Below are 1,100 nucleotides of genomic sequence, written 5' to 3'. Positions count from 1 at the left end.
TGACCAAGGTTTGCGCTGAGACCTGGGGCGGTTCTGCGCGTGATTTCTCGCAGATCGACAACGCACCTGAAGAGAAGGCGCGTGGTATCACCATCAACACGTCCCACGTTGAGTACGACTCGGCTGTTCGTCACTACGCTCACGTTGACTGCCCAGGTCACGCTGACTATGTGAAGAACATGATCACCGGTGCTGCGCAGATGGACGGCGCGATCCTGGTTTGCTCGGCTGCTGACGGCCCCATGCCGCAGACGCGTGAGCACATCCTGCTGTCCCGTCAGGTTGGCGTACCTTACATCGTCGTGTTCCTGAACAAGGCGGACATGGTTGATGATGCTGAGCTGCTCGAGCTGGTCGAGATGGAAGTTCGCGATCTGCTGAACACCTACGACTTCCCAGGCGATGACACGCCGATCGTAATCGGCTCCGCGCTGATGGCGCTGGAAGGCAAAGACGACAACGAAATCGGCGTTACCGCTGTGCGTAAGCTGGTGGAAACACTGGATTCGTACATCCCTGAGCCTGTTCGTGCGATCGACCAGCCGTTCCTGATGCCGATCGAAGACGTGTTCTCGATCTCGGGTCGCGGTACGGTTGTGACTGGTCGTGTTGAGCGCGGTATCGTCAAGGTTGGTGAAGAAATCGAGATCGTCGGTATCAAAGACACCACCAAGACTACCTGCACCGGTGTTGAGATGTTCCGTAAGCTGCTCGACGAAGGTCGTGCGGGCGAGAACGTTGGCGCGCTGCTGCGTGGTACCAAGCGTGATGACGTCGAGCGTGGTCAGGTTCTGGCCAAGCCAGGCACCATCAAGCCGCACACCCAGTTCGAGTGCGAAGTGTACGTTCTGTCCAAAGAAGAAGGTGGTCGTCACACGCCTTTCTTCAAGGGCTACCGTCCACAGTTCTACTTCCGTACGACGGACGTGACCGGTAACTGCGAGCTGCCAGAAGGCGTGGAAATGGTCATGCCGGGCGATAACATCAAAATGGTTGTCACCCTGATCGCTCCGATCGCGATGGAAGAAGGTCTGCGTTTCGCAATTCGCGAAGGCGGCCGTACCGTCGGCGCTGGCGTGGTTGCCAAGATCGTCGCTTAA

General features: G+C 57.7%; 1 protein-coding gene. It reads left to right on the top strand.

Features of this window, described 5'->3' with window-relative positions; translation table 11 throughout:
* Positions 1 to 1,100: elongation factor Tu (tuf, locus tag IEY47_RS20440; protein WP_188986183.1), on the top strand; the 1,100-nt coding region annotated here is incomplete at its 5' end.

It is taken from the genome of Pseudomonas matsuisoli (genome assembly GCF_014647635.1).
Taxonomy (GTDB): domain Bacteria; phylum Pseudomonadota; class Gammaproteobacteria; order Pseudomonadales; family Pseudomonadaceae; genus Pseudomonas_P; species Pseudomonas_P matsuisoli.
Note: the sequence above shows the minus strand (reverse complement) of the source record. Positions and strands in the feature narration are given on the sequence as shown.